The organism is Mycetocola zhujimingii (genome assembly GCF_003065425.1).
In the GTDB taxonomy this organism is placed as follows: Bacteria; Actinomycetota; Actinomycetes; order Actinomycetales; family Microbacteriaceae; genus Mycetocola_A; species Mycetocola_A zhujimingii.
The window spans coordinates 1,611,298-1,633,939 of record NZ_CP026949.1 but is presented as its reverse complement, the minus strand read 5'-3'; the positions used below and the strand labels follow the sequence as shown (position 1 = coordinate 1,633,939).

Below are 22,642 nucleotides of genomic sequence, written 5' to 3'. Positions count from 1 at the left end.
GCGATGCATCCGGACCCCTCACACCCGCGGGTCCGGGGGACCGGCCCCGCCGTTCGAAGGCTCCAGGTCCGCGCGGGTCGGCACACGGGGAGAATCGGCGGATGACGAGCAGAACCGCGCTGATCAGAGGATGGGCGACACCGCGCAGCACCGCCGATGCAGCTGCGCGCGGTGTCGGTCCCTCCCACGATCTCGGAGCGACGGATGTGGAGCGGGAGCACGGCGCAATTGTGACCGGCCAGGATGGTGTGCTGTGTGGGTATCGCCTTGTGCGCGTCATCTCGCACACCGCTGAGGGGACGACGTGGCTGGCGGTACCCGCCGAGACAGCCGCACGCACCTTCGAACCGGACGGCCCGCCAACGCCGGACGCGATCGAGCTCACGCGACTCGTGGGCCAGCCCCCGTCGGGTATCGCCGCAGCAGCGGCCGGGCTCTCACCCTACGTTCACGCCGCCATCGACGTGGCCACCGATGACACAGGTTCCGTCATCCTCATCGCGGAGCGCACGCAGCGCACGCTCGCCGAGCTTCTCACCGAACGCAGGACGCTCGTGCTGGGGGAGGCGGTCACCATCCTCGCACCGGTCGCCGCCGGGCTCGCCGCACTCACCGGGGCGGGCATACCGCACGGCGCGCTCACCACGGATGCAGTCGCCTTCACACCGGACGGTCGTCCCGTCATTACCCGGCTCGGGGTTCGGGTCGCCCCCGCACCCGACAAGGCGACAGCCGGGACGCTGTGGCAACAGGATCGCCTGGCCTTCGGTGAGATCCTCCGCGGCGTACTCGACAGGTGCGGGTACCCTGTCGGCGATGCCGTGCCGTCGCTGCTGCGGTGGTTCGACCGGACCGTCGCTGACTCTCCCGACGCCGTGTTCTTCAGCCAGTTGGAGTTGCGGCTCTTCGCCCTGGCGGATCCCCTTCCCGTCGCTTTCAGCCGGGGGACAACGGCAGCGGATGTGCCGGAGGCCCCCGTGGGTGCGCGTCCGGGGTTTCCCCGCAGCGCGCACCCCGAGGCGCGAGCGGGCGGCGGCTCGCTGTCGTGGCTCCTCACCGGCAGCGGGCTTGATCTGGTGGCCGATCTCGCCGACGGATTCTCGCCGGCGAAGCTGATCAGGGAGAGAACCGCCGGTGTTGGAGGCTGGCTCCGACGAACCCTCAGCGGGAGGGCGGCTCTTATCGTGGTCGCTACGGTGGTCGCGATCACTACGGTCTGGGGCGGGTTGAGCATGCTCCCCGGTTCGACGGCAGCCCCGAAGCCGACCCCGACGGCTCCGGCGCACGCACCTGTTGCACTCAGCGACGCCGAGCGCACGGCCATCGGCGCTGAGGATCCGGACGCCGCACTTCGAGCGCTTCTTGGGGTCCGTGCGCGGTGCCTCGCGAGCGGCAACGTGGACTGTGTCGCGCTCGTCGATGAGGACGCATCAGCCGCGGAGGCCACCGATGTACACGCGATCGAGTCGAATGACACTGCCCCGCTGAGTGCCCTGCCCGCGACCGGCGTTGCGGGGCTGCAGACGGAACTGATCCAGCGCACAGGGAACGCCGTGTTGTTTCGCGTCGGTGGTGCACCGGACACAACAAACCAGCCGGTGCTCGTCCTCGTGATGAAGACGAACACCGGCTGGTTGTTGCGGGACCTTGCGGAGCCCGACGGATTTTCCTGACTAGATGCCGAGGTCGGCCTCGAAAGCGCCTGCTTCGAGACGGTTCTTGACCGCGACGAGGTAGCCGGCAGCATCCGCACCGTCAACGATGCGGTGGTCGTACGACAGTGCGAGGTAAACCATGGAACGGATCGCGATGGCATCCTGGCCGGCTGCCTTCACGACGACGGGACGCTTCACGACGATGCCGGTTCCGAGGATCGCGGACTGCGGGAGGAACACGACAGGGGTGTCGAAGAGCGCTCCACGCGAACCGGTGTTGGTCACCGTGAACGTGCCACCGGAAAGCTCGTCTGGCTTGAGCTTGTTGGCACGGGTCCGGTCGGCGAGATCGGCGATCTGTGCGGCGGTCTCGGCGATGTTGAGGTCGGTTGCGTTGCGCACCACAGGGGTGAGCAGGCCGCGCTCGGTTTCAACGGCGATCGAGACGTTCTCGTGGTCAGGGTAGACGATCGAGTCACCGTCGATGGTCGCGTTGACGACCGGGTACGCGGTGAGTGCCTCGGCTGCTGCCTTGACGAAGAACGGAAGGAAGGAAAGCTTGTTGCCCGTCTTCGACAGGAACTCGCCCTTCACCTTGTCGCGGAGCGTCGCAATGTTGGTTACGTCGACCTCGATCACCGTGGTGAGCTGAGCTGAGGTCTGCATCGACTGGACGGCGCGCTCGGCGACGACCTTGCGAAGACGTGACATCGGCTGCGTGGTTCCACGGAGCGGTGAGATCTCGAGCGGCTTGGCCTTCGCCGGTGCGTCGGACGCGGATGCCTTCGACGATCCAGCCTGCAGGACGTCTTCCTTGCGGATGCGGCCGCCGACACCGGTACCGGTGATCGTCGACAGGTCGACACCCTGCTGGTTGGCGAGGCGCCGGACCAGGGGCGTGACATATCCGCTGCCGAGCGATTCGCCGCCAGCGGGAGCCTTCGCCGGAGCCGGTGCTGCCGGAGCAGGTGCTGACGGTGCGGAAGGCGCTGCGGGCGATGGAGTCGCGGGAGCAGGCGCTGCAGGGGCGGGAGCCGCGGCGGGCGCGGGTTCCGGTGCTGCGGGCGCCGGGGGAGCAGGTGCGTCTGCGGGGGCCTCGGCCGGTTCGGCCTGGGCTTCCTCAGGAACCTCGGTCGACGGCTGGACCGACGGAGCCTCGGCCTCGTTGGTCTCCGCCTCCGCGGATTCCGCCGGCTGCTCTTCAGCAGATTCAGCGGCAGGCTCTGCCTCGGCGGCAGGCTCTGCGTCACCGGCCGGTGCGGATGACCCGTCACCGATCTTGACGAGAGCTGTACCGACCTCGACCGTTTCGTCTTCCTGCACGAGGATCTCTTCGATCACACCGGCAACTGGCGACGGGATTTCGGTGTCGACCTTATCGGTCGATACCTCGAGCAGCGGTTCGTCGACCTCAACCCGATCCCCGACGTTCTTCAGCCAGCGGGTGACCGTACCCTCGGTGACACTCTCGCCGAGTGCCGGAAGGCTTACGGATTCTGACATGACCTTGTCTCCTTTGAAACCAATTCTTGCTGTATGAGCTTAGTGACGAACGCGCCCGCGGCGGGCGAGAACTAGAGTGCGTGCAGGGGCTTTCCCGCGAGGGCGAGGAACGCCTCGCCGAGCGCTTCGCTCTGTGTGGGGTGGGCGTGGATCAGAGGAGCGAGGTCCTCCGGGTACGCTTCCCAGTTCACAGCGAGCTGGCCTTCAGTGATGAGTTCGCCGACGCGTGCGCCGATCATGTGGACGCCGACAACCGGGCCATCGATGACGCGAACGACCTTGACGTTTCCGGCGGTTCCGATGATCTCGCTCTTGCCGTTGCCGGCGAGGTTGAAGTCGTACGCCTTGATCTTGTCCGCGCCGTACTGCTCAGCAGCCTTCGCCTCGCTAAGTCCGACCGATGCGACCTCGGGGTCGCAGTAGGTGACTTTGGGGATGTTGACGTCGGGGATGAGGACCGGGTTGAGTCCGGCGATCTCCTCGACGGCGAAGATGCCCTGCTGGAAGCCGCGGTGAGCGAGCTGCAGGCCGGGAACGATATCGCCAACCGCGTACAGGCCGGGGATGTTGGTCTCGAGGCGTTCGTTGGTGATGACGAACCCGCGGTCCATGGTGACGCCGACCTCTTCGTAACCGAGGTTGGCCGTTGACGGTCCACGACCGACAGCGACGAGAAGGAGCTCGGCCTCGATGCTCGTTCCGTTTTCGAGCGTGATGACCACGCCGTTCTCGTCCTGGGTCACGCCCTGGAAGCGCACGCCGAGCGAGTAGTTGATGCCGCGCTTGCGGAACGCACGCTCGAGTCCCTTGCTCATCGCCTCGTCCTCATTGGGGACGAGGTGCGGGAGAGCCTCGATGATCGTGACGTCTGAGCCGAACGACTTCCACACGCTGGCGAATTCGACGCCGATGACGCCCCCGCCGAGTACGGCAACCTTCTTGGGCACGAAGTCGAGTTCGAGTGCTTCTTCGCTCGTGATGACGCGACCGCCGATGTCGAGACCGGGGAGCGAGCGGCTGTATGAGCCCGTGGCGAGGATGACGTTCTTGCCGGTAACCGTCGTGTCGCCAACCTGTACTGTCGTCGGCGACGTCAGTCGGCCTTCACCTTCGATGACCGTGATTCCGCGGGCCTTGATCAGGCCCTGGAGTCCCTTGTACTTCTTCGCGACGATTCCTTCGCGGTACGCGGTGACGCCAGAGATATCGATGCTGTCGAACGTGGCCTTCACGCCGTACTTGGCCGAGTCACGCGAGACGTCGGCAACCTCGGCCGAGTGCAGAAGCGCTTTGGTTGGAATGCAGCCGCGGTGGAGGCAGGTACCACCGAGCTTGTCCTTCTCTACAAGTCCGACGGTGAAGCCGAGCTCGCTAGCGCGCAATGCCGCTGCGTAGCCGCCGCTTCCACCACCGAGAATGACGATGTCAAAATTCTGCTCCGACACTGAGTTGCTCCCTCGTGCATCTGGGTTCATGCGTAAGTCACCGTCCCTGGGTCGGGGTGGTAACGCGGTAGGCGTTTTACTGCCCATACGACCTTACTACGGGCGGGAAAAGTCTTCGGCCATCCGGAGAAGCGATCGAACGGCAACTCCGGTCGGGCCTGTCCCGGTGAATCCATACGCGGATTCACCGTTGGTGCCGGATCCGGCGATGTCGAGGTGGGCCCATGGGATCGATGGAGCGTCGGGCTCATCGCTCGTCTTTCCGATGAACTCGCGCAGGAACAGACCGGCGAGGAGCATTCCGCCCGCACGGTTGCCGACCTTGGCGTTCACGAGGTCGGCCACATCTGAGCGAAGCAGCCCCTTGAGTTCCTCGGCGAATGGCATCTGCCACATCGTTTCACCTGTCGCCTTCGCGGCATCCAGAACCTGCGCGACGAACGCGTCATTTCCCATCACGCCCGAGTAACGGTTGCCGAGCGCCACGACGGCGGCGCCGGTCAGTGTTGCGACATCGACGATGGCATCCGGCATCTCGGCACTCGCGGCAACCAGGCCGTCGGCCATGACCAGCCGGCCTTCGGCGTCGGTGTTGGTGACCTCGACGGTTGTCCCGTTCTTGATCCGAAGTACGTCGCCGGGGCGAATGGCCGTTCCTGACGGCATGTTCTCCGCGATGCAGAGCCAGGCGGTGACCCGAACGTTGAGCTTGAGTTCGGCTGCCGCGCGAACGACGGCGAGGACTGTGGCCGCGCCGGTCATGTCATCTTTCATGCCGAGCATGGAGGCTGCGGGCTTGAGGCTCAGTCCACCGGTGTCGAAGGTGATGCCCTTGCCGACGAGTGCGAGGTGGCGGGCGGCGCCTTCCGGTGCGTATGCGAGTTTCACGAGACGCGGTCCGCGGCTCGAGCCCTGGCCGACCCCGAGGATCCCACCGAAGCCGTCGCGCTTCAGGGCGTCTTCGTCCCACACGGTCACGTCGATGGGCAGGTCACGAACGGATGCCTCAGCCGCTGTGGCGAGCGTCTCCGGGTACAGGTCGTTGGCGGGCGTCGCCGCGAGGTCCTTGACCTCAGCGACGGCGCTGGCGATGACGAGTGCGCGCTCGGTGAGGGTGGTTGCCTCTTCACTGCCCGCCAGTGCGTGGTCAGCGACAACGGTCACACGCTCGACGGGGCTCTTCTGGCTGTCAATCGATGTGCCCTTGTACGCGGTAAAGGAGTACGCGCCGAGCGCGGATCCTTCAAGCACAGCGGCCAGGGCGGCTGCGTCATCGAGAGGGAGGGCGATGGCAACCGACGTCGCGCCGGCGAGCTGCCTGACCGCGGATCCCGCGGCGAGACGAAGCGCATCGGGGGAGATGGTTGCCCCGATGCCGATAATCGCGACGGTCGGAAATTCAGCGGTGCCTGGCACGCGAACGAGCTGGTCGACCGCGCCAGTGACGCCGACGGCGCTCAGTGAGGCGGAAAGGAACTCGAATCCGTTCGGGGCGTGCAGCCGGGGTGTCTTCCCCTCGGCGGTCGCGCCGACGACGAGGACGTCGGCGGTCAGATCGGAGGCGGAGCGGGAGACGGAGAGTTCGGGAGCGACCATTACTTAATGCTAGTCCGTGGCACCCGTGCGGCAGTCACCGGCCTGTTCGCTCTGGGCGCGCGTTCGCCGTCGCGTCACGGCAGGTTCGCTGCTCGACGCCGTTTAGAGTGGATGCATGAGCGTTTCCGGCGATCTGTTCGAGCTGACCCCAGCGGCATCCGCTGTGCCCCAGGGGCTTGACCTCGTGATCGCACTCACCGGGTTCTCCGATGCCGGTGGTGCGGCTGGCCAGTTCAATGAGTACTCCCGCGAGGCGGTGTCGAGCGAACCGATCGCCGTCTTTGACAACGACCTGTTGCTCGACTACCGCGCACGGCGCCCGATCATCTACTTCAACGAGGACCGCCTCACCGAGTACTCACCTCCGGCGCTCCAGCTCTCGCTGGCCGAGGACGACATGCACCGGCCGTTCCTCATGCTGACCGGGTACGAACCCGACTTCCTGTGGGAGCGCTTCGTCCGGGATGTCATCGCGCTGATCGACCGTTTCGGCGTCGCCCGCACGATGTGGGTCCACGCGATCCCGATGCCGGTGCCGCACACCCGCCCGATCGGCGTCACAGTGAGCGGGACGCGCGAAGACCTGATTGAAGCGATGAGCGTCTGGCGTCCTCACACCCAGGTCCCGGCGAACGTTCTTCACCTGCTCGAGTACCGCCTCACCGAACGCGGCTCCGATGTCGCTGGCTTTGCGCTGCTGATTCCGCACTACCTCGCCGACACCGAGTTTCCCGCGGCGGCACTCGCGACGATCGACAGCATCAGCGCCGCAACGGGGCTCATCCTCCCGACCGACGAGCTCAGGGAAGAGGGCAGGGACTTCGTCTCTCGCATCGACGAGCAGGTCCAGGGCAACGAGGAGCTTCAGCGCCTCGTCGGTACCCTCGAGCAGCGTTACGACGCCTACATGGAGAACAACTCCCTGAAGTCGCCACTGATGGACTCCGACGGCGAACTCCCGAGCGCCGATGAGATCGCGGACGAACTGGAGAAATTCCTGGCCGCACGCAAGGGCCACGACGACGGACCGTCAGGGAGCCAGGGCCCACGAGCCTGATCGCCGCCTGGCTTAGGCTTGACGGGTGAATTCCCGCAGATCCTGGTTCGTCTTCTGGGTCGGTGTTGTCGCCTACATCGCGGCGGTGATGCAGCGGTCAACGCTGGGTGTTGCGGGCGTATCCGCCGTCGAGAGGTTTGATGCCTCGGCGTCAGCGCTGAGTACGCTCGCGGTGGTTCAACTCATCGTGTACGCAGCACTTCAGGTTCCCATCGGTGTTCTCATCGATCGGCTCGGCCCGCGCCTTCTCATCATCTGCGGACTGTCGCTCATGGTTGCGGGGCAGGTCGTCCTTGCCTTCGCCCCCTCGATCGGTGTCGCCGTCCTCGGGCGGGTTCTGGTTGGCGCCGGTGACGCGGCTATTTTTGTCTCGGTGATGCGACTCGTGACGTCGTGGTTCTCCGGGCGCACGGTTCCCCAACTGTCACAGTGGATGGGCAACCTCGGCCAGGCCGGCCAGATCCTCTCGGCGATCCCATTCGCGTGGGTTCTTCACGAGGCAGGGTGGACGTCAGCGTTCCTTGCCGCAGCATCCTTCGTCGCGCTTGCCCTCGTCCTGTCGCTCGCGGTGATTCGCGACCGCCCCGCCGCTTCGACCGAGCAGCCCCGGGTGGCGACCCTCGGCGAGGCACTCAGGGAACTGCGGGCAAGCTTCGCGCGCCCCGGCACCCAGCTGGGCTTCTGGGCCCACTATTCGACACAGTCGTCCGGCACAGTGTTCTCACTGCTGTGGGGCTACCCGTTCATGGTCTACGCCATGGGACTCGACGAGCCTCTTGCCGCGTCCATGCTTCTCGTCGTCGTGGCATCCGGCGTCATCATCGGTCCTGTCCTCGGCCTGCTCTCGGCGAGGTTCCCGTACAGGCGAAGCAATCTCGTTCTCGGGATCGTGCTCGTGATCGGCGCGGCGTGGGCGCTCTTCCTGAGCTGGCCCGGTGTGCCCCCACTCTGGCTGCTCATCCTCCTCCTCGTCGTCCTCGGCGCGGGCGGTCCAGGGTCCCTGATCGGATTCGACTTCGCCAGGACCTTCAATCCCGTGCGCGTGCTCGGCGCAGCCAACGGCGTCGTCAATGTCGGGGGATTCCTCGCGAGCTTTGTCATGATGTTCCTGATCGGTGTGATCCTCGATTTTCAGGCCGCCCCCGGAGCCGGTACCGCCGAGCTCTACAGCATCTCCTCCTTCAAGATCGCGTTCCTTGTGCAGTACCTCGTGATCGGATTTGGAGTGGTCATGCTGATCGGTGCTCGCAAGCGGACGCGTCGCAGAATTGTCATGGACGAGGGAATTGAAGTGGGGCCTTTGTGGGTTGCAGCTATAGAGAGATTCCGACGCCGCCGCTGAGGTCGCCACAGGGCGGGCGCCGGGTAACAGGACCCATGGCGGGGTAGCTGACGAAAACGTGGCATAATGCTCATAAGGACCCGTTCAGGTTCCCGAGGCATGCACGTCGTGAAGCGAGCAGTGAAGCGCCCGGACTTGACATGGGTCCTCGTAATGTCCGAAAACAATATGGACCTGCGGGCGAGTTCTGGCGACTCTTTCGCTCGGGGGACTGAAAGGTGCTCTTATGGCCACCAAGGCCGCACAAACTTCGGCAGAAGAAGAACAGACGACAGCGACAGCCGCAGCCGTGAAGGCTCCGGCAGCGAAGAAGATAACAGCAGCAGCAGCGGCAAAGGCAGCGAAGGCAGCAGCCGCCGACGACGCGCCGGTCAAGGCGCCCGCGAAGCGTGGGGCAAAGAAGAAGACGGCCGATGTCGTCGACGAGGCCGCCGCCGCTCCTGACATCGCCGACGACGATCACGACGACGACGACAGCAAGCCGAGCACGATCGCGACAGAAGCGCTTCCACAGGGTGCGCTGGTTCTCTCTGCGACCGACGACGAGGATGAGCTCCCCGTCTACTCCTCGGCCATCACCGGTGCAACAGCCGACCCGGTCAAGGACTACCTCAAGCAGATCGGAAAGGTCGCGCTCCTCAACGCGGCCGAAGAAGTCGAGCTTGCCATGCGCATCGAGGCGGGCCTGTTCGCCGAGGACAAGCTGTCACAGATGGATGACGCCGCAAAGCGCACCCAGCTGGGCCGCGAACTGACGTGGGTAGCCAAAGACGGCGCGCGGGCGAAGAGCCACCTCCTCGGAGCGAACCTCCGCCTCGTGGTTTCTCTCGCCAAGCGTTACACGGGCCGCGGAATGCAGTTCCTCGACCTGATCCAGGAGGGAAACCTCGGACTCATCCGTGCGGTTGAGAAGTTCGACTACACCAAGGGCTTCAAGTTCTCGACCTACGCCACCTGGTGGATTCGTCAGGCGATCACCCGCGCAATGGCCGACCAGGCCCGCACCATCCGCATTCCCGTGCACATGGTCGAGGTCATCAACAAGCTCGCCCGCGTCCAGCGGCAGATGCTGCAGGACCTCGGCCGCGAGCCGACGCCTGAAGAGCTCAGCCGCGAACTCGACATGACGCCGGAGAAGGTCATCGAGGTGCAGAAGTACGGTCGCGAACCGATCTCACTTCACACGCCCCTCGGTGAAGACGGAGACAGCGAGTTCGGTGACCTCATCGAGGACACCGAGGCTGTCGTTCCCGCCGACGCCGTCGGCTTCACCATGCTGCAGAAGCAGCTCGAAAGCCTGCTTGACTCACTGAGCGAGCGCGAAGCCGGAGTCATCCGGATGCGCTTCGGCCTCGGTGACGGTATGCCCAAGACCCTCGACCAGATCGGCGACACCTTCGGTGTCACGCGTGAGCGGATCCGCCAGATCGAGTCGAAGACGATGGCCAAGCTGCGCCACCCGTCCCGGTCGCAGTCGCTTCGTGACTACCTTGAGTAAACCGACAGGTCTGCACTACGTCCTTCCCATTGCCGCCGGTCGCGTGACGCGCTTTGTCACGCGACTGCGCGGAGGCGGAAGCGCGATGCCCGGCGTCGTGGTGCAGAAGCTTGCGCCGCACATCATGCGGGACGTCGCCTCACAACTGCCATACGGGGTCGTGTTCGTCCTCGGTTCGAACGGCAAGTCGACAACGACAAACCTGCTTTCCGCGATCATGCGCGAGCACGGTCTCCGCGTCTTCACGAACCCCTCCGGCGCCAACATGCCGCAGGGCATTGCATCGGCGATCCTCGCTGAGACGAGCCTCACCGGCCGCATGGATGCCGATATCGCGATCCTCGAGATCGACGAGGGTTACGGGGCGGCCATCGCGAGGCAGCTGAAGCCTGAAACGGCAGTCATTCTCAACCTGCTGGTTGACCAGATCTATCGCTTCGGTGAGCCGGATAAGGTCGCTCAGATGTTCCGCGGTATTGCCGCGGAAATCGGATCGTCGATCGTGCTCAACCGCGACGACAACTTCCTGGGCAAGCTCGGCAGCGAACTTGAGGCCGAGGGCCGGCTCGCCGTCGATTACTTCGGCGCAACGCCGGAGGTACAGGCCGCTGCCCCGCACGGCCAGGTCTCCGCTCGTGACTTCACCGACGCCGCAGCGACGCTCACGCGTCCCGCTGTTGCCGAGGTCGTTCGTGCCGACGGTTACGACGCTCAGATCTCGTTCGCGGGGACTGTGCACGACATCCGGATGCCGTCACGCGGCCTGCACTACGCGGTGGACATCGCTGCGGCGTTCACCCTTGCCGCACGGACCCTCGGCGACAAGTTCGATATCCACCGGGCGATCACCGCTGTGCAAACAACGAAGACCGTCTACGGTCGCGGTGAGATCCTGCAGGTCAACGGCGTTGAGATCGAAATCCTCATGCTCAAGAACCTCGCGAGCCTCCAGCTGAACCTGGACTACCTCCAGGAGACGCCTGACTCCGTGCTGTTCGCATACGACGAGTCGAGCAAGGACCCGTCCTGGCTCTATGCCGCAGACCTGAGCCGGCTCGACCATGTCGACGTCATCTCGGGACCCAAGGGTGCCTTCGTGGCGCTTCGGCTGGCGTACGAGGGCAAGGACTACGGCGTCATCGAACCCGACATCACGAAGGCGGTGCAACGGATGCTCGACGGCCCACGGCCGAAGAGCGGTCGCCACACGTTCTTCCTCGACTATGACCAGATGATGGCGACCCGTCGCTACCTCGGCTACAAAGACCTGGAAGCGGGTGCAGCATGACGATCTCGGTTCTGGAACTCTACCCGGCCCACCTCTCGCTGAACGGTGACGTCGGCAACCGCACTGCGCTGGTGCGGCGGATGCGCCTCGCCGGCCTCGACGTCGCTGAACACGCGTACAACCCGGGTGACGAGCTGCCGGAGACCCCCGACATCGTCACCATCGGGACGGGGACATCGAGCGCCCAGCGTTCACTGGGCTTCGACATCGCTCGAATTGCGCCGCGGCTCGCCGAGTGGTCTGCCGACGGCGTCGTGATCTTCGCCGCCGGGGCCGGTTTCCACCTCCTCAGCGGTTCGGTCCGGTTCAGTTCCGACGAAGTTCTTCCTGGGGCCGGCGTGTTCGCCGGTTCGGTCGACTCGTCGCGGCCGCGCACGATCACCGAAGCGTTCGCTGTTGAGAGCGACTTCGGTCTGCTGGTCGGAACGGAGAACCACACGTCGGTCTTCGTCGGTCGTCCTGACCAGAAACCACTCGGGCGTGTGCGAAACGGCGTCGGGAACGGCGACGGTACCGATGGCGCCGTCGTCTTCAACAGCTACGGCACGCACCTCCACGGCCCGGCACTGGTCCTGAACCCCGCGCTGGCTGATCACCTGATCGCGCTGGCAGCGTCACGGGCCGGCGAGGATTACGTGAAGAACGACGAGCACGTCGCTCTCGACAAGACGGTCGAGCTGGCGAGATCCATCCTCATCAATAAGCTGCCCGGGGGTGTGCAGAAGCCCAGGAACTGACCCGTGAACCCGCCACCAGGCGGGAGCACGAAAAAACGCCGCCCGGCTCCGGGCGGCGTTTTTTATGTGTCTGTACGAGACGGCGGCAGTCAGGCGCGCTGGTCTTCGAGAAGCCTCGAAGACTCGTCGTGCCAGCTGTGTGCGATCGCACTGAGCTTTTCCTGGTACTTCTTGCCGTGGTGTGCGCAGAACAGCAGTTCGCCGCTCTTGACGACAACACGGATGTAGGCCTGGGCACCGCAGCTGTCGCAGCGGTCAGCCGCCGTCAGCTTTGGCTCAAGCGTGTCAACGGCGCCGGTCTCTCTTCCGACCGTACCGTTTTCTCCCTCTGACATGAGCTCCTCCTGACCTCGCGTTTCGACCTAAATGCCTTGTAACCCAATGAAACCACGCGAACCCGGGAATCGGCCCACTCGCGCGGGTATTTCGCTCTGCGCGTAGACCGGGGGAGACGGAGGCGAATGCCTCTCGTGTCTTGGGCGGTTTCCCGTCTCACCGTCTATAGGCTTGTGAGGTGAGTTCTGACTATTCCGCCCGCCACCTGTCTGTCCTCGAGGGTCTCGAGGCCGTGCGCAAGCGTCCCGGAATGTATATCGGGTCCACGGACTCACGCGGTCTCATGCACTGTCTCTGGGAGATCATCGACAACTCGGTCGATGAGGCGCTCGGCGGCCATGGGGACCACATCGATGTTGTGCTGCACGAAGACGGAAGCGTCGAAGTTCGCGACCGTGCCCGCGGCATCCCCGTCGACATCGAACCGAAGACCGGGCTGAGTGGTGTCGAGGTCGTGTTCACGAAGCTTCACGCCGGTGGAAAGTTCGGGTCAGGGTCGTACGCCGCGTCCGGTGGCCTCCACGGTGTCGGCGCCTCTGTCGTCAACGCGCTGAGCGAGCGACTCGACGTCGAGGTCGATCGTGACGGCAAGACATGGGCGATGTCGTTCCACCGCGGTGAGCCTGGGATCTTCGACGACAAGGGCCGCGAGCCGAGCCCGGATGCCCCGTTCACGCCGTTCGAGTTCGGAAGCGAACTGCGCGTGGTCGGCAAGGTCAAGAAGGGCGTGACAGGTTCGCGTGTCCGCTACTGGGCTGACCGGCAGATCTTCACCAAGGGGGCCGCGTTCCAGATGGACGATCTGGTCGCCCGCGCCCGGCAGACCGCGTTCCTCATCCCCGGACTCGCCCTCACCATCGATGACCGGCGTTCACCCGACGCTGGTTCGCACCTGTTCCAGTACGAGGGAGGCATCTCGGAGTTCGTCGAGCACCTCGCCACCGACACACCGGTCACCGATGTCTGGCGACTCCAGGGCTCGGGCACGTTCACCGAGACGGTACCGGTGCTGAATGACAGCGGCGCCATGGTGCCGACCGAACTCGAGCGCACCTGTGAAGTCGATATCGCCCTGCGCTGGGGTACCGGGTACGACACCGTCACCAAGAGCTTTGTCAACATCATCGCGACCCCCAAGGGTGGTTCCCACCAGCTCGGGTTCGACCAGGGACTGCTCAAGTTCCTGCGCCAGCAGGTTGAACTCAACTCCCGCAGGCTCAAGGTCGGCAACGACAAGCTCGAAAAGGACGATGTGCTTGCGGGCCTCACGGCGGTGCTGACCGTGCGCCTGCCCGAGCCGCAGTTCGAGGGCCAGACCAAAGAGGTCCTCGGCACCCCGGCAGCACGTAACATCGTGTCCGCCGTTGTGACCAAGGCTCTGAAGGAACGATTCTCCTCACCTAAGCGCGACGACAAGGCACAGACCGCACTCGTGCTCGACAAGGTCGTCTCCGAGATGAAGTCGCGGATCTCCGCCCGTGCGCACAAGGAGACCCAGAGGCGCAAAAATGCCCTCGAGAGCTCGACGCTCCCGGCGAAGCTCGTCGACTGCCGGTCGAACGACGTGGCGAACAGCGAGTTGCTGATCGTTGAGGGCGACTCGGCGCTCGGCACGGCAAAGAACGCGCGAGACAGCGAGTACCAGGCTCTCCTCCCGATCCGGGGAAAGATTCTCAACGTGCAGAAGGCATCCGTGTCCGACATGCTGTCGAACAGCGAGTGTGCCTCGATCATCCAGGTGATCGGAGCGGGCTCCGGCCGCAGCTTCGACATCTCCGCCGCGCGCTACGGCAAGGTCATCATCATGAGCGACGCCGACGTCGACGGTGCGCACATCCGTACGCTGCTGCTCACCCTGTTCTTCCGGTACATGCGACCCATGATTGCCGAGGGACGGGTATTCGCCGCCGTGCCGCCGCTCCACAGGGTGATCGTCGTCAACCCCGGCTCAAAGCCGAACGACACGATCTACACGTACTCCGAGCAGGAGCTGCACGCCGTGCTCGCGAACCTTAAGAAGACGAACAAGCGCTACCTCGAGCCGATTCAGCGCTACAAGGGCCTCGGCGAGATGGATGCTGACCAGCTGGCCACCACGACGATGGACCGACGCCACCGGACGCTTCGCCGGGTGCAGGTTCCTGACGCCGAGCAGGCCGCGCAGGTGTTCGAGCTGCTGATGGGCAACGATGTTGCGCCACGCAAGGAGTTCATCATCGACAGTTCTGACCGGCTCAACCGCGACCGCATCGACGTTTAGCGGAGCGGTTCGCCGAGCTCACCCAGAGTCGAGATCACCCAGAGCGGTCGAGATCATCCGTTGGAACGGGTGTTCTCGACCGGAACAGGTGTTCTCGAGGGCAGCGGACCGCGAGTGGGCCTAGACCGTGATCTCGCTGCCGATGAAGCCGATCACCGAGTCGATCATCGTGCCAGACGCGTCACGCTTCGCGCCGACCTCAGGCAGCGTCCTGGCTGACCCATCGGGTCCCACAGCCATCGCCGGGGTCGGGCCCACCCAGGCCAGGGCGAGCATGTCCTCACCCCTCAGGAACGTGTGGGTGCGTACTCCGCCTGTCGCACGGCCCTTTGCCGGGTACTCGGAGAATGCCGACACCTTCGCACGACCGGGGTCAGTGCCGGGAATTGTCTCGCTGCTGACCGACACGGTGGCCACAGAAACGTCTGCGCCCGGGTCGACCGCACCGAAGAAGATCACGTGGCTGTCCACAGGAAGGGTCATGCCCGCCATGCCTCCGGCCGGCCGGCCCTGCGGCCGAACCGCGGATGCCGGGAAGTGAAGCAGTTGCGCCGCGGAGGTGACAAAGACGAGATCCGTTGACTCGGGGGCCTGCACGGCTCCGACGACCTCATCCTTGGGTTTGAGGCCGATGATCTCGAACTCCGGCTTGTTCGGCCAGTCTCCGGGGCTCACGCGCTTGACCACGCCGTGCCGGGTGCCGAGAGCTATCGCATCAGTGCTCTCGAGCGAGACGAGGGCGAGCACGCGCTCGGCCTTGTTCGGCAACGCCAGGTAATCGCCGATCTTCACGCCAGCGCCCAGCTGCAGCGAGTTGACGGGCACAACGGGCAGGTCGACCGGGCTGAACCTGATCAGGCGGCCGAGTGACGTCACAGCACCGATCTCAGAGCGGGATGTCGTCTCGAGCGTCGACAGGATGGCGTCGTGTTTCGTGCGCCTCCGGGCGCGGGCGCTGCCGGCGGGCGCCTCGCCCTCGGCGCGTTCGGTCAGGTCAATGCGGAGCGCGCGGCCCGTCGATGACAGGTAGACCCTGCAGGGCACGTCAGCAACTTCGAGCTGGGCCGACTGGCGTTTGGCCGCGGCGGTCGCGATGCTGGGTCGTGCCTCGGTGAGCAGGGTACGGCGGGGCGTACCGAAGCGCTCGGCGACGTCAGCGAGCTCGACGGACACCTGTTTGCGGATGAGCGCTTCGCTGGAGAGCAACAGTTCGAGCTCAGCGATCTCTGCCTTGAGCTTGTCGCGTTCGGCCTCGAGTTCGATCCGGGAGAACCGGGTCAGCCGGCGCAATCGCAGTTCGAGGATGTACTCGGCCTGCAGTTGCGAGAGGTCGAAAACTTCGATGAGACGGGTGCGGGCCTGGTCGGTGTCGTTGCTCGCCCGGATCACCTGGATGACCTCGTCGATGTCGACGATCGCGATGAGCATTCCCTCGACGAGGTGCAGCCGCTCACGACGGCGCGCGAGCCGGTACGAGGAGCGGCGCGTCACGACCTCGATCCGGTGATCCACATAAACCTGAAGCAGCTCGCGGAGACCGAGTGTCTGCGGCCCGCCGTCGACAAGCGCCACATTGTTGATGCTGAAGCCGTCTTCGAGCGGCGTGTACCGGTAGAGCTGCTCGAGCACTGCCTCCGGGCTGAACCCGGTCTTGATGCCGACGACGAGGCGGAGACCGTGCATGCGGTCAGTGAGGTCAGTGACATCCGAGATCCCACTGAGCTTCTTGCTGGTGACGCCGTCCTTGATCTTCTCGATCACGCGCTCGGGGCCGACCAGATACGGCAGCTCGGTAAAGACGAGCCCGGTCTTTCTCGCGGAGAGACTCTCGACCGAGACCTTTGCCCGCGTCTTGAAACTTCCCCGACCGGTCGCATACGCGTCTTTGATTCCGGCGAGTCCGACGATGGTGCCGCCGGTGGGGAGGTCAGGGCCTGGCACGAACTCCATCAGTTCGTCGAGGGTCGCATCGGGATGGGCGAGCAGGTGCCTGGCGGCTCCGACGACCTCGACCAGGTTGTGCGGAACCATGTTCGTCGCCATACCGACCGCGATACCACTCGCACCGTTGACGAGGAGGTTCGGGAACGCGGCGGGGAGGACCTCGGGCTGCGTGAGCTGGTTGTCGTAGTTCGGGATGAAGTTGACGACGTCTTCGTCGAGGCCGTCTGTCATCGCCAGTGCGGCGGCATCGAGGCGTGCCTCTGTGTACCGTGCCGCGGCGGGACCGTCGTCGAGAGAACCGAAGTTACCGTGGCCGTCGATGAGGGGCACACGCATGGTGAACGACTGGGCGAGCCGCACGAGCGCGTCGTAGATCGCGCTGTCTCCGTGCGGGTGGAGCTTTCCCATGACTTCGCCGGTCACTCGAGCGCTCTTCACGTGCCCGCGCTCCGGTCGAAGACCCATCTCGGTCATCATGTAGAGGATGCGACGCTGGACCGGCTTGAGCCCGTCGCGAGCGTCAGGAAGCGCGCGCGAATAGATCACCGAGTATGCGTACTCGAGGAACGAGCCCTGCATTTCTGTGGAGACGTCGACGTCCTGGATGCGCTCGGTGAAGGACTCGGGAGCTGCGGGGGTTTTCTTCGGGGTCATTCGGCGTTTCTCGGGCAGGAAGAGGGAGGATGGCGGATGCCGGTCGGGCAAGCGGGCCGCGTTCGCGACTCTGTGCCAGACTTGGCCCGATGGCCACAATGCTACCCACCGACAAAGCCGGCGCCCGCAGCCTTGCCGATGTTCTGCCGAATTCCCTCGCTGCGCTCAGGGGGATTCCAAACGACCTCTCGCTCCCCGCCGCTGAATCCGTCGTCGTTGTTGTTGTCGACGGACTCGGGCGGTCACAGCTGCAGGCCCGCGCCGGACACGCACGCTTCCTGACGTCTACGAAGAGCGACTCCATCGTGAGCGTCTTCCCGTCGACGACGGCGGCCGCGCTGGCCACCTTCGCGACGGGCGTGCTCCCCGGCACACACGGACTCGTCGGCTACCGCACCCTCGATGCCGCCAACGACAGGGTCGTGAACCAGTTGAACGGCTGGGATGACCGGATGCTTCCCGAGACCTGGCAGCGCGAGCGGACCGTCTTCGAAAAGGCGGGCGATGACGGCATCCGCACCTTCGCGATCGGGCAGGCCAAGTACGCGGCGTCTGGATTCACCCGAGCCATCCTGCGTGGCGCGACCTATGTGTCCGCGAACACCATCGCCGAGCGACGCGCGGCCGCTGTGCGCGTGGCGCGTGAGTACCCCGGTTCGCTGACCTACCTCTATATCCCCGAGCTCGATAGGGCCTCGCACCAGTACGGGTGGGAATCGGATCAGTGGCTGTCAGTGCTCGAAGCGGTCGACGCCGAGGTGTCCACGCTGGCTTCGCAGCTCCCGGCCCGCACGGGACTTCTCGTGACCGCCGACCACGGCTCAGTTGACGTTCCGGCGTCGTCCCACGTGCTGTTCGACACCGCACCGGAGCTGATCGACGGCGTGCGGCACGTCGGGGGAGAACCGCGCTGCCTGCACCTCTATCTTGAGCCGGGTGCAACGGCATCCGATCGGGAGACCCTCGCGCGGACCTGGGAAAAGAGCGAATCTCAGCGTGCCTGGGTGGCCACCCGCGAAGAACTCGTGGCGTCGGGTCTGCTCGGGGAAGTCTCCGCGGAGGTTCTTCCACGGATCGGAGACGTGATCGTTGCAGCGCGCAAACGGATCGTGTACTACGACTCGCGGCCGGCTGACCAGTCAGCGCGCAAGATGATCGGCCAGCACGGGTCACTGACCCACGAGGAACGGTCGATCCCGCTGATCAGGCTCGGCGCCTTTCAGCGCTGACGACGAGCCCGACCCGCTCAGTCTTCGTCGGTACGCGCCCCGAAGACGATTTCGTCCCACGACGGCATTGACGTGCGGCCGCGCTTGCCGCTGCCGCGTGCCGGGGTGACCGGTGCCTCGGCGGGCGTCGGAGCCGGCTGCGGCTTGTCGGGGAGAGGGGCATCAGCCCTCGGAGCCTTCGCTGTTTCCAGCTGTGCTTCGTCGGTGTGCGCGGATTCTCGTTCGCCCCGGCGCTTACGCAGCGCCTCGAGCAAATCAGCGGTCTGGTTCGACTGCGAGCCGGCGTCTTCCGCCCGGTTGATCGCGGCTGCGGCGGCTGCCTTCGAGGATGCCTGCGGGCGGCCGAGCGCAGAGATGTCGATGGTCGGTGACAGGTCGAGGCTCTCATCGGAGCTGTCGCGGAAGTTGAAAGCTCCGCTGTCGAACCGGCTGTCATCGGGACGTGAGTCGTCGCGCTCGACGGCGCGAAGGCGGGGGATGAGGCCCTGCTGTGGGAGTTCGCCCTGCTTCGACAGCGTCACCGCTTCACTGTTCATCGGTGCGAGAGCCTGCTTCTTCGGCTCGAAGCTCCACCGCGCATCGTGGTCGATCTCGCTGGCCGTGAACGCCAGCTTGACCACCCAGCCGCCCGAGGGCTCCTTCCAGCTGGTCCACCGTTCCTCGGACGCGCCGAGCGATTCGAGACGTGCCCTGATGGCTGAGCCAAAGGTGTCGTCGTCGTCCTCGCGCGTCGGGTCGATGGTGGTCAGGACATGCACACTCAGTGCAGCACCGACGATGTGTTCGCGCTCAGCGAGAACAGGGCCCTCGAAGCGCTGAACGTACTCGAGGTCGGCACCGGTGATGTCGGCGACCTCCTCGGCCGACAGCCCTGACCTGATGTGGGCCTGAACCTCACGCGGGCTCGGCTTTGGACCCTGTGACGGCTCCTTGCGGCTGCGGCGCACATGGGACTGCAAAACCTCGTCGATAACGAGACGAAAACGCTCGCCGCTCTCTGTCGCGGCGATGAGGGCGCCGTCTTCAACGCCAATGACCTTCAAATCGTGCATGATCAACTGCCTCTCAGGCTGTGATTTGTTATCCAAATGGTGTCACGGCATGTGCCATTTACGTGGGAATACAGTGGGCGTGCCGTGGGTTCCACACCGTGTCGCTTCTCAGAGGCCAAAGCCGGTTTGCTATTCGATCCAGATTGATGCAAACTGTGGCCGCCGAAGCGATCGGAAGACAACAAGAAGTGGATGGAAATGGCAACGGATTACGACGCCCCAAGGAAGACCGACGACGATTCAGAGTCGATTGAGGCCCTCAAGGAGCGCGTGCCAGACAAACTGTCAGGATCGGTCGGCGACGAAGATGCCGACAATCCTGGTGGTTTCGATCTGCCGGGCGCCGACCTTTCGGACCTGGACCTGGACGTTGTTGTGTTGCCCCCGCAGGCTGACGAGTTCACCTGCGTTGAGTGCTTCCTCGTGAAGCACCGCTCACAGATCGATCACGAGTCCAAGCTCGGACCGGTCTGCCTGGAGTGCGCAGCCTAAGTCTTGATGGGAACATCTGGCCGTTGTGATCGCGAGATCGCAGCGGCCAGTTTTGTTGGGTGGCGCGATGACAGCAACCAGTAGGGTGTCGGGTCGATCGGGTCGACGATCTGCAGCCTGACGACACCGCGGATGCCGCCACGGATGACGAGGAACGCTCGCGCGTCGAGGCGCTGGCCTCGCTCGAGGGTCGCTTCATCACCGTCGAAAGCTTGGGCATCTCCGATCAGCCGCACGGGAATCGATGCGCGCCCGACACTGAGGATGCCGTCCTTCACCTCGATCACCGGCGCACCGTAAATAAAGAGGAGAAGGCAGCCGAGGTAAAGCACCACCCCGGTGACAGCGCCGGCGACCACTGAGATCGGAGCCAGCACCAGCAGGCTTGCCGGGATCACGAGTGCCGTCACGCAGACGATCCACACGGCAGGCCATAAACGTTCTCGATATTCGGCCATGTCTCTTCTCATCCAGACTTCTGCACTACCCTCGACACGTGACCGAAAGCGTAGACGTACTCATTGTCGCCCCGGAACTGCCCAACTACGCCCACCCGGGCGATGCGGGCGCTGATCTCAAGTCTACTGAAGACCTGACACTCCAGCCGGGCGAGCGACGGGTCGTCGGAACCGGCGTATCGATCGCCCTTCCCGACGGCTATGTAGCCTTTGTGGTTCCCCGTTCCGGCCTGGCGTCCAAGCACGGCATCACCGTCGTCAATTCGCCGGGTACCGTCGACGCCGGATACCGTGGCGAAATCCGCGTGACGCTGCTGAACACCGACAGCAGCGAGCCGTACACGATTTCGGCGGGGGACAGGATCGCACAGATGATCGTCATGCCGGTTTCGAAGGCCAGATTTGTGCCGGTCGAGACGCTGCCGGGCAGCCTCCGCGGGGACAGGGGTTTCGGTTCCACCGGTTACGACACGATCCAGACAGGAGCCCAGTCATGAGCAAGAAGAAAAAGAACATCGAAGCGGCAGCCAATCCCGACGTCGACGTTCAGGATGAGTCCGAGTCGACCGATGTGGATGTTGCCGACGTCGATGACTCAAACCCATCGACTGAACTTGCGGAGTCCGAGGACGCCGAGGAGCCGGACGCGCTCGATATCTCGAAGTCCGCGCCGGACAACCGCGCAAGCGATGGCCCGTTCGACGAGTCAGAGGCCAACCCGGTCAGGCCGTACATCGATCTCGGCGGTGTAAAGATCCTTCCCCGCGATGGACTCAACCTCCGGCTCGAGGTCGAGGAGAGCACGAAGCGCATTGTTGCCGTCGGACTCGACTACGCAGGTTCGACCCTCCAGATCCAGCCGTTCGCCGCGCCCCGCAGCACGGGACTGTGGCACGAGACCCGCGAGCAGATCCAGGAACAGATCGCCAGGCAGGGTGGAACGGTCACGGAGCGCGATGGCGCTTTCGGTCCGGAACTGCTGGCCGAGGTTCCCGTTGTCGCCAGCGCCGGCGGAGCGCCAGGGACACGGATCGCACGGTTCGTCGGTGTCGACGGTCCCCGCTGGTTCCTCCGCGGTGTCATCGCCGGTGACGCAGCGACCCAGGAGGAAGCTGCTGCACTCGTCGAGGATCTCTTCCGCAGCGTTGTGGTTGTCCGCGGTTCGGCACCCATGCCTCCGCGCGACCTGATCCCGCTCGTGATGCCGCCGACGGCGGCTCGGACGGACTGATGCCGGGCCACGACGAGGACAGCACAACGGCCGGGCAGGCCGCGCCCGCCAGTAACCTCGACGGCGACCCCGGCGGCGACAAGGGCAGCGCCGACACCGGCGAAACAGCTGCTGTTGTCGGCGCGGCCCTCGCCGACGCCGCAAGGAAAGCGGGCCTCGACTCGCTGGCGCGTGCCGACCGACCCAACGGGTACGTGCTGCTCGAGGCGATGGGCGGCATCCGGGGGATCATCGAGGCTGTCGTGCCCGGCCTGCTCTTCCTCGTGGTCTACACAGTCTCGAAGAACCTGCCGCTGTCCCTCGGTGTATCCGTCGGCGTAGCGGCTGTCCTGACCGTGGCCAGACTGGTGCAGAAGACCCCGGTGGCAAGCGCGGTCGGCGGTCTCATCGGCGCAGTGGCATCCGCTGTCTTCGCGCTGATGACCAACCGACCGGAAGACAACTTCGTTCTCGGTTTCGTGACCAATGGTGCCTACGGCGCAGCCCTGCTCATCTCGGTGCTCGTCGGGTGGCCGCTGATCGGTCTGGTCGCCGGCTATCTGATGAGTGATTCGACAGCGTGGAAGAAGGATGCCGTCAAGCGGCGGACGTTCATGATCCTCACGCTCTGCTGGGCGGGGATGTTCATCGCGAGGCTCGCTGTGCAGTTGCCGCTCTACGCTGCGGGAAACGTTGAATGGCTCGCGGCGACAAAGCTGCTTATGGGGCTGCCGCTCTATGCCCCTCTTCTGATCCTCACCTGGCTGGTCGTCCGCGCGTTGTACCGCACCAGTCCTGTTCGCCCCTGATAGAGTTATCTCGACATCAAGATAAATTGATGCAGGTGCTCCCTGAGGCATTGGGCGATTGTTAGGCAAACCTTGCT

The 22,642-nt window shown here is 64.9% G+C and carries 19 protein-coding genes; 12 read left to right on the top strand and 7 right to left on the bottom strand.

Annotated elements, in window-relative coordinates:
• Positions 1-101 precede the first annotated feature (101 nt).
• A complete protein-coding gene (locus C3E77_RS07725; protein WP_108391102.1) occupies positions 102-1,673 on the top strand; it encodes a hypothetical protein in 1,572 nt (523 codons plus the stop codon).
• Here the strand turns inward: C3E77_RS07725 and sucB are convergent, their stop codons facing one another.
• From sucB to C3E77_RS07710, 3 genes are all read right to left on the bottom strand, one after another.
• Entirely contained in the window at positions 1,674-3,158 is a 1,485-nt protein-coding gene (gene sucB, locus C3E77_RS07720; RefSeq protein WP_108391101.1) for a 2-oxoglutarate dehydrogenase, E2 component, dihydrolipoamide succinyltransferase, read from the bottom strand. It abuts the gene before it with no gap.
• 71 nt (positions 3,159-3,229) lie between these two features.
• The gene (gene lpdA, locus C3E77_RS07715) at positions 3,230-4,603 is read right to left on the bottom strand and encodes a dihydrolipoyl dehydrogenase (RefSeq protein ID WP_108391100.1); all 1,374 of its coding nucleotides are present in this window, start codon (positions 4,601-4,603) and stop codon (positions 3,230-3,232) included.
• 96 nt (positions 4,604-4,699) lie between these two features.
• Entirely contained in the window at positions 4,700-6,199 is a 1,500-nt protein-coding gene (locus tag C3E77_RS07710; RefSeq protein WP_108391099.1) for a leucyl aminopeptidase, read from the bottom strand.
• A gap of 115 nt (positions 6,200-6,314) precedes the next feature.
• Here C3E77_RS07710 and C3E77_RS07705 point away from each other — a divergent pair, with 115 nt between their 5' ends.
• The 5 genes from C3E77_RS07705 (at position 6,315) to C3E77_RS07685 (ending at position 12,121) form a co-directional block, all read left to right on the top strand.
• Positions 6,315-7,256, top strand: coding sequence for a proteasome assembly chaperone family protein (locus tag C3E77_RS07705; RefSeq protein WP_108391098.1), 942 nt, complete (start codon positions 6,315-6,317; stop codon positions 7,254-7,256).
• 25 nt (positions 7,257-7,281) lie between these two features.
• A complete protein-coding gene (locus C3E77_RS07700; RefSeq protein WP_108391097.1) occupies positions 7,282-8,598 on the top strand; it encodes an MFS transporter in 1,317 nt (438 codons plus the stop codon).
• A 226-nt stretch (positions 8,599-8,824) separates the two neighbouring features.
• On the top strand, positions 8,825-10,096 hold the full coding sequence (locus tag C3E77_RS07695) for an RNA polymerase sigma factor (RefSeq protein WP_108391096.1): 1,272 nt from the start codon (positions 8,825-8,827) through the stop codon (positions 10,094-10,096).
• Positions 10,089-11,384: a Mur ligase family protein gene (locus C3E77_RS07690; RefSeq protein WP_146188051.1), complete on the top strand. Its 1,296-nt coding sequence runs from the start codon at positions 10,089-10,091 to the stop codon at positions 11,382-11,384. The genes C3E77_RS07695 and C3E77_RS07690 overlap by 8 nt, the downstream gene beginning before the upstream one ends.
• Entirely contained in the window at positions 11,381-12,121 is a 741-nt protein-coding gene (locus tag C3E77_RS07685) for a type 1 glutamine amidotransferase (RefSeq protein ID WP_108391094.1), read from the top strand. The genes C3E77_RS07690 and C3E77_RS07685 overlap by 4 nt, the downstream gene beginning before the upstream one ends.
• Before the next feature lie 89 nt (positions 12,122-12,210).
• On the opposite strand, the gene C3E77_RS07680 is transcribed toward C3E77_RS07685, so the two are convergent.
• A complete protein-coding gene (locus tag C3E77_RS07680; RefSeq protein ID WP_108391093.1) occupies positions 12,211-12,456 on the bottom strand; it encodes a DUF7455 domain-containing protein in 246 nt (81 codons plus the stop codon).
• A gap of 179 nt (positions 12,457-12,635) precedes the next feature.
• On the opposite strand from C3E77_RS07680, the gene C3E77_RS07675 reads away from it, so the two are divergent.
• A complete protein-coding gene (locus tag C3E77_RS07675) occupies positions 12,636-14,717 on the top strand; it encodes a DNA gyrase/topoisomerase IV subunit B (protein ID WP_108391092.1) in 2,082 nt (693 codons plus the stop codon).
• 120 nt (positions 14,718-14,837) lie between these two features.
• Here C3E77_RS07675 and C3E77_RS07670 read toward each other — a convergent pair whose 3' ends face one another.
• Positions 14,838-17,315 carry a DNA gyrase/topoisomerase IV subunit A gene (locus tag C3E77_RS07670; protein WP_108391091.1) on the bottom strand — a complete coding sequence of 826 codons (2,478 nt, stop codon included), beginning with the start codon at positions 17,313-17,315 and terminating at the stop codon, positions 14,838-14,840.
• Between the two features lie 89 nt (positions 17,316-17,404).
• On the opposite strand from C3E77_RS07670, the gene C3E77_RS07665 reads away from it, so the two are divergent.
• Entirely contained in the window at positions 17,405-18,544 is a 1,140-nt protein-coding gene (locus tag C3E77_RS07665) for an alkaline phosphatase family protein (protein WP_108393178.1), read from the top strand.
• A 17-nt stretch (positions 18,545-18,561) separates the two neighbouring features.
• Here C3E77_RS07665 and sepH read toward each other — a convergent pair whose 3' ends face one another.
• A complete protein-coding gene (gene sepH / locus C3E77_RS07660; RefSeq protein WP_108393176.1) occupies positions 18,562-19,596 on the bottom strand; it encodes a septation protein SepH in 1,035 nt (344 codons plus the stop codon).
• Positions 19,597-19,794: 198 nt separating this feature from the next.
• On the opposite strand from sepH, the gene C3E77_RS07655 reads away from it, so the two are divergent.
• Positions 19,795-20,088: a DUF4193 domain-containing protein gene (locus C3E77_RS07655; protein WP_121658897.1), complete on the top strand. Its 294-nt coding sequence runs from the start codon at positions 19,795-19,797 to the stop codon at positions 20,086-20,088.
• On the opposite strand, the gene C3E77_RS07650 is transcribed toward C3E77_RS07655, so the two are convergent.
• Positions 20,085-20,546, bottom strand: a complete 462-nt coding sequence (locus C3E77_RS07650) for a DUF3093 domain-containing protein (RefSeq protein ID WP_108391089.1) — start codon at positions 20,544-20,546, stop codon at positions 20,085-20,087. The genes C3E77_RS07655 and C3E77_RS07650 overlap by 4 nt on opposite strands.
• A 38-nt stretch (positions 20,547-20,584) precedes the next feature.
• Here C3E77_RS07650 and dut point away from each other — a divergent pair, with 38 nt between their 5' ends.
• From dut to C3E77_RS07635, 3 genes are read left to right on the top strand one after another with little or no spacing between them, the layout of a single operon-like run.
• Positions 20,585-21,043 (top strand): dUTP diphosphatase, encoded by a 459-nt coding sequence (dut, locus tag C3E77_RS07645; protein ID WP_108391088.1) that lies wholly within the window; start codon positions 20,585-20,587, stop codon positions 21,041-21,043.
• Positions 21,040-21,777 carry a DUF3710 domain-containing protein gene (locus C3E77_RS07640; protein ID WP_108391087.1) on the top strand — a complete coding sequence of 246 codons (738 nt, stop codon included), beginning with the start codon at positions 21,040-21,042 and terminating at the stop codon, positions 21,775-21,777. Before dut ends, C3E77_RS07640 begins: the two co-directional genes overlap by 4 nt.
• Positions 21,777-22,565, top strand: coding sequence for a DUF3159 domain-containing protein (locus C3E77_RS07635; protein WP_108391086.1), 789 nt, complete (start codon positions 21,777-21,779; stop codon positions 22,563-22,565). The genes C3E77_RS07640 and C3E77_RS07635 overlap by 1 nt, the downstream gene beginning before the upstream one ends.
• Positions 22,566-22,642: the final 77 nt, after the last annotated feature.